Genomic DNA, 5,844 nt, shown 5'->3' with positions numbered 1-5,844 from the left:
GAGGGCGCGGTGTACAGGATGGTGGCCCCAGCAGCGACTCCAGCGATGGCTCCAGCGGCGGAACCGCCGGCCGGCACCGGGACGCTCGCCGGGGTGCCGGTCGCCCCGCCGGAGGCCGCGGGGGCCGGCTGGGCGGCAGTACCGCCCCCGGTGCCGGCGGGCGTGCCCCCGGGGGCTGCCGGGGCGCCGGACGCCTCGGCCATCGCCTCCTCGGCCGATTCGCCGACGGTGGCCAGCACCAGGATGGGGGTACCGACGGTGACGGGCGTGCCCGGCTCGACCAGGAATCCCGCGACCGTGCCGGACTCCTCCGCCTCGTAGTCGACCGCGGCCTTCTCGGTCTCGATCTCGACGAGCGGCTGTCCCACCGACACTTCCTGGCCGGGCGAGACATGCCAGCTGAGCACGATGGCCTCGGCCATGCCGGTCAGGACTTCGGGCATGCGTACGACGAGGGCCATCAGTGGCCTCCCATGGCAGCCTGGCCGCGCCGGAGCGCGGCGGTGATGTCGTCCACCTGGGCGATGGCCGCGGCTTCGAGCACCCGGGAGATGGGCGGGCTGGCCTCGCCGCCGGTGACGCGCTCGACCGGCTGGTCGAGCCAGTCGAAGTAGCGGCGCTGGATCTCGTCGGCCAGCCAGCCGCCGTAGGAGGTTCCCTGTGCGCCCTGTTCGACGATGAGTACGGCGTTCGTCTTGCGGATGCTCGCGCCGATGGTGTCCCAGTCGATCGAGGCCCGGTCGAGCCAGCGCAGGTCGATCAGGTCGGCGTCCGCGCCGCACTCCTCGATCGCCTCCAGCGCCTTGTGCACCATCGACAGATAGCTGATGACGGTGATGTCGGAGCCGGTACGGCGCACCGCCGCCCGGCCGAGCGGCAGCTGATAGTCGAGGTCGCCCTCGGGGACGTCCTGGCGCAGCCCGTACAGGTCGACGTGCTCGATCACCAGGACCGGATCGTCAAGGGCCATGGCGGTGTTGAGCAGCCCGATGTAGTCGGCCGCGGTGGAGGGGGCCACGATCCGCCAGCCCGGGTTGGTGGCGAAGATGCCGGCCGGGTCCATGAGGTGCTGGGAGCCGTAGCCGCTGCCCATGGCCACCTTGGTGCGCAGTACGACGGGGACGGTGCTGTCGCCGCCGAACATGTGGCGGGCCTTGCCGATCTGGTTGAACACCTGGTCGGCGGCGACCCAGAGGAAGTCGGGGTACATGAACTCGATGACGGGCCGGAACCGGCCGTCCAGGGCCATGCCTCCCCCCAGACCGGCGAAGGCGTTCTCGCTGATGGGGGTGCCGAGGACCCGGTCGGGCGCGACCTTCAGCGCCCGCTTGGTCACACCGTTGGTGCCGCCGCCGAGGCGGTGCACGTCCTCGCCGAGGACGATGACCCGCGGGTCTTCGGCCATCCGGCGTCCGAGGGTGTCGGACGCCGCCTCGACGAAGCGTTTCTGCTCGACGGGGCCCTCGTACAGTGCCGGGTCGAGAGTGCGCGCGCCTGCCAGCTCGCGGGCGTCACCGCGCAGGCCGTCGTTGACGGTCGCCGGGTCCGGCCAGAGCGCGGGAACGATCCGCCGCTTGCCCCGGGTGTCGGGGTCGGCCTCCACCAGTTCGTCCACGATCCGGCGCATCGCCCCCTGTGCCTGCTCGCGCACCCCGGCGGCCGTGGCGTCGTCCAGCAGGCCGAGGCGGGTCAGCTGCCGCTCCATCAGCGCGATGGGGTCGCGCTCGCGCCAGGCCGCCTCCTCCTCCTTGGTGCGGTAGCCGAAGGCGCTGCCGGTGTAGCCGCCGTTCTGGTGGAAGTAGCGGTAGACGTCGGCCTCGATGATGCACGGGCCGCCCCCGTCGCGCATGACCTTCTCGGCCTCGGTCATGGCCAGGTGCACGGCGAGGGGGTTCATCCCGTCGACCCGCCACGACGGAATGCCGAAGCCGAGTCCGCGCCCGGAGAGCCGGTCCTCCCGGGTGACCTCGCCGACGCGTGTCGCGACGGCGTAGAGATTGTTCTCGATGAAGAAGCACAGGGGCAGGTCCCAGGCAGCCGCGAGGTTCATCGTCTCCAGTACGGATCCGATGTTGACCGCTCCGTCGCCGAAGTAGGTGACGGTCAGGTCGTCGGTGCCGGCCTGGCGCTGGGCCCAGGCGTTGCCCGCGGCGAGCGGTACTCCCCCGCCGACGATCGCGTTGCTGCCCAGCGCACCGGCTTCGAGCCACTGCAGATGGATCGAGCCGCCGCGCCCCTTGCCGAATCCCTGGGCGAGCCCCAGGATCTCCGCGAGTGTGCGGCGCAGCACGGTGCGTACGCCGTCGTCCACGAGGTCGGCCAGATCGGCGGTGCCCCTGGTCACATGGGTGAGGGCCTTGGCGAGGAACTGGTGGTGGCTGCGGTGCGAGCCGTTGATGCCGTCGGTGGTCCGCAGGGTGATCGCCGAGCCGACGGCCCCGCCCTCCTGTCCGATGCTCGAATGGGCGGGTCCGTGCACCAGCCCCTCACCCGCGAGGTCGAGCACGGTCTCCTCGAAGGCCCGGATGAGGTGCAGCTGGGCGAGCATGCCGCGCAGCAGGCCCGGGTCGGCTCTGCCCCAGTCGGATTGCGTGGCCGCAATCTCCACCCAGGGACGGATCGGGTCCAAACGTCGTTGGCGTGACAAGGCTCCTCCGTGGCATCCGAGCGCGACAGCGCACTGTTCCGCTGTCGAAGCTATGCAGAACTTAAACCGGATAGGATCCAATCGCAATACTCGACGCGACGATCTTTCCCAGATACTCTCGATGACCTCCAGATATTGTATCCAATACTCCTGCGGAGCGCTCGCGGGGACAAGAGAGGAGCACCTATGCCGCTGCCTGGCCTGCGGGGCACCGAGCACATCGGATTCACCGTTCCCGACCTGGAGGAGGCGGACGCCTTCTTCACGGATGTGATCGGCTGCGTACGCGTCTATCAGCTCGGCCCCTTCGTGCACGAGCACGACGAGTGGATGACCGAGCAGCTGAACGTCCACCCGCGCTCGATCATGCGCAAGCTGTACTTCTACCGCTGCGGCTTCGGCCCGAACTTCGAGGTCTTCCAGTGGGAGTCCGCCGACGGTCAGCTCCCCCAGCCGCGCAACACCGACATCGGCGGGCACCACCTGGCGTTCTACGTCGACGACCTCGATGCCTCGGTCGCCTATCTCAGGTCCCGGGGCGTCCGGGTCCTCGGTGAACCGGTCGCCAGCTCGGCCGCCAGCGCGGGGCAGCGCTGGGTCTACTTCCTCAGTCCCTGGGGCATGCAGTTGGAGCTGGTCAGCTTTCCGCACGGCAAGGCATACGAAGCGGGCGCGTCAGTGACACTGTGGAACCCGACCCGCCCAGCAGACTGAGGAGGCTTTGCACCGTGAGCGACCATGTCTTCCTGCGTGCCCTGAGCAAGCCCATGGCCGACCTTCCGGACGAGAAGGAGTCAGGCACCGGACGACACGGCAACGCGGGCCGTCGCATCGCCGACGGCCTGCGTGCGGCGATCCTGTCCGGGGAACTGCCCCCCGGGACCCGGATCCGCCAGGAGGAGGTCGCGGCGCGCTACGGGGCCAGCCGGATCCCCGTGCGCGGCGCCCTGAACATCCTCCAGGCGGACGGCCTGGTGACCCTCGTGGCGAACTCCGGAGCGTGGGTCGCGCGGCTGAACCTCGCCGAGTGCGAGGAGGTCTACCAACTGCGCGAGCAGATCGAGCCGCTCCTGCTCCGCGCGAGCCGGCCCGGTCTGACGGCCGCGAAGCTCGACCGGCTGGACGAGCTGGCGGCACAGATGGAACAGGCGACCACGCCCGAGGACTTCCTGCACTGGGACCGGGAGTTCCACGACCTGTCGTACTCGGGCACGGAGACATTCGTCCTCGCGGATGTCGTCCTGCGGCTGTGGAACATGACCCAGCAGTACCGGCTCGCCTTCATCCGGCTGCTCGAAGAACACGGCAGCGCGGTCGTCCACGACGAGCACCGCATGCTCGTGCGCGCGCTGCGAGAGGGCGACGACGATCAGGCGAGCCTGGTCATACGGGGCCACATCCGCCGCACCCGCCTGGCACTCGCACAGCACCCGGAACTCTTCGACACGGCACCACCCAGGGCGAACTGACCCCCGTACGGTGAGCGGGACCGGCCCGCGGTGCCTCGCGGATGGCGTGCCCGGGCCGGGGCTGGTGCCGTCGGCCCGGGGCTGGTGCCGTCGCGCCGGGGCTGGTGCCGTCGCGCCGGGCGGTGGCTATGCGCGGGCTTCGATCCGTGCCAGGTAGTCCCGGATGATGCCGACGTACTCGCGGCGGAGCGGTTCCTTCTCCAGATAACCCATATGTGCCGCCCCGGCCTGAGTGACATGTTCCGAGTCCGGAATGCGCGCGGCGATATCGGCGAGGTGCGAGGGAACGCATTCGTCGAACTCGCCGCCGAGTACGAGCGTCGGCAGCCTGATGCGTTCGAGTTCGGCGAAGATGTCCCAGTCCCTGAGGGTTCCGGTCACATGGTAGTCGGCGTGCCCGATCATCGTCCGGAACGTCGTCAGGCTCATGAGTTCCGGGTCCAGGGTCACCGAAGCGGTACGCACCACACACGCGCGCAGGTACTCCCCCTGGGCGACCATATAGTCGGGATCGCCGGTCTCGCCTCGCAGTTCGCGGCCGTAGGTACGGTCGAGCACATCGCCCGGCAGTTCCGCCAGCAGGTCCCGGACCTCTTTCTCGAACCGCGGCACGCTCGCCAGTCCATTGGCGCAGATGAGACTCGTCCACTCCGGCGCCCGCTCGGCGGCGAACTGAAGGCCGAGCATGGCTCCCCAGGAGTGGCCGTAGACATGCGGCCGTTCCAGGCCGAGACCTTCGGTCACCGCGCCGAGTTCATCGAGGAATCGGTCCACCGTCAGCAGCGAGATGTCGTCGACCCGGTCCGAACGCCCCACCCCGAGCTGGTCGTACCAGATGATCTCGCGTTCCCCGGCGAGCGGCTCGAATGCCTCGAACAGAAGGTCACTCGGATATCCGGGCCCACCGTGGACAATGAGGAGCGGTACCCCGCCGCTGCCCGCCCTGCGGTACCGGACGTTGCCTCCCGGCACCGGAACCGTGCCTTCGCGTATATCGGTCGAACTCACGGCTGCCGCCCGTCCTCTGCAGGTTCCATACCGGTCGGCATGGCATAGGAGTATTCCTCTATCCGGTCGATGAGATCCTCGTCGAACCGGAAGTACATGGCGGCATGGACCTCGCTGCGGGACCCGTCGGCCAGGGCCAGCCGGAGAATCTGCTGCTGAAACACCTCGCCCGGATTCTCGAACTGGCGGGTGATCTCGTACCGCATGGAGCCGAGCGCCGGGACAAGGGGTTTCAGCTGCTCCAGTTTCTCATCGATCGACTGGTCCCCCTTCCCGTCGTTGTGCCACACGGTCGCCGTGCCGGTGCACATCGCCCGCATCCCGTCGAATTCATATGCTTCCAGGTGCCGAAGGCATTGAATCGCCTTCTCCCTGATGTTCCGCTCCATGGTGAGGTCCTCTTTCGCTGCCTCTTGCCGAAAATTCCGCTGCGGAGAGCCGGTTGTTCCCCATGCAGAGGTCCGGGGGCGCCGCGGAATCCCCAACGTAGAGAAGAATTACTCGAAAAGTAAGGCTTGACTTGCCCTGTCGCTTCCGGCAGCGGAATTCCGATCCAGCGGAAAATCCCAGGTCAGGAGGGGTGAATAAAGGTGCGGGCGGGATCGCGGGTTTCAGGAACGCGCGGTGGTGGTGCGGCCACCGGTGACGCGGAGGAGGCCGAGCTTTCCCGCGTCGCTGCTTCCGGCGACTGCCGGCCCAGTGACGGGCGAACGTCTCACC

6 protein-coding genes are annotated in these 5,844 nt (G+C 68.8%); 2 read left to right on the top strand and 4 right to left on the bottom strand.

All coding sequences use genetic code 11. From position 1 onward, the window contains the following. Both ACWF94_RS31025 and ACWF94_RS31020 read right to left on the bottom strand, forming a co-directional pair. Positions 1 to 461: biotin/lipoyl-containing protein (locus ACWF94_RS31025; RefSeq protein ID WP_453495910.1), on the bottom strand; the 461-nt coding region annotated here is incomplete at its 3' end. Further along, on the bottom strand, positions 461 to 2,608 hold the full coding sequence (locus tag ACWF94_RS31020) for an alpha-ketoacid dehydrogenase subunit alpha/beta (protein ID WP_453495907.1): 2,148 nt from the start codon (positions 2,606 to 2,608) through the stop codon (positions 461 to 463). The genes ACWF94_RS31025 and ACWF94_RS31020, both read right to left, overlap by 1 nt. Before the next feature lie 225 nt (positions 2,609 to 2,833). Here ACWF94_RS31020 and ACWF94_RS31015 point away from each other — a divergent pair, with 225 nt between their 5' ends. Continuing rightward, positions 2,834 to 3,361, top strand: coding sequence for a VOC family protein (locus ACWF94_RS31015; RefSeq protein ID WP_453495904.1), 528 nt, complete (start codon positions 2,834 to 2,836; stop codon positions 3,359 to 3,361). A 14-nt stretch (positions 3,362 to 3,375) separates the two neighbouring features. Next, positions 3,376 to 4,116, top strand: coding sequence for a GntR family transcriptional regulator (locus ACWF94_RS31010; RefSeq protein ID WP_453495901.1), 741 nt, complete (start codon positions 3,376 to 3,378; stop codon positions 4,114 to 4,116). A 126-nt stretch (positions 4,117 to 4,242) separates the two neighbouring features. On the opposite strand, the gene ACWF94_RS31005 is transcribed toward ACWF94_RS31010, so the two are convergent. Both ACWF94_RS31005 and ACWF94_RS31000 read right to left on the bottom strand, forming a co-directional pair. Beyond that, positions 4,243 to 5,124, bottom strand: coding sequence for a proline iminopeptidase-family hydrolase (locus tag ACWF94_RS31005; protein ID WP_453495898.1), 882 nt, complete (start codon positions 5,122 to 5,124; stop codon positions 4,243 to 4,245). Further along, entirely contained in the window at positions 5,121 to 5,513 is a 393-nt protein-coding gene (locus ACWF94_RS31000) for a nuclear transport factor 2 family protein (RefSeq protein WP_453495895.1), read from the bottom strand. The genes ACWF94_RS31005 and ACWF94_RS31000 overlap by 4 nt, the downstream gene beginning before the upstream one ends. Positions 5,514 to 5,844 lie beyond the last annotated feature (331 nt).

The organism is Streptomyces sp. NPDC055078 (assembly GCF_053607985.1).
Note: the sequence above shows the minus strand (reverse complement) of the source record. Positions and strands in the feature narration are given on the sequence as shown.

Coding starts and splice junctions, on each gene's coding strand:
- ACWF94_RS31015 (WP_453495904.1), top strand. CDS start 2,834: ATGCCGCTGCCTGGCCTGCGGGGCACCGAGCACATCGGATTCACCGTT.
- ACWF94_RS31000 (WP_453495895.1), bottom strand. CDS start 5,513: ATGGAGCGGAACATCAGGGAGAAGGCGATTCAATGCCTTCGGCACCTG.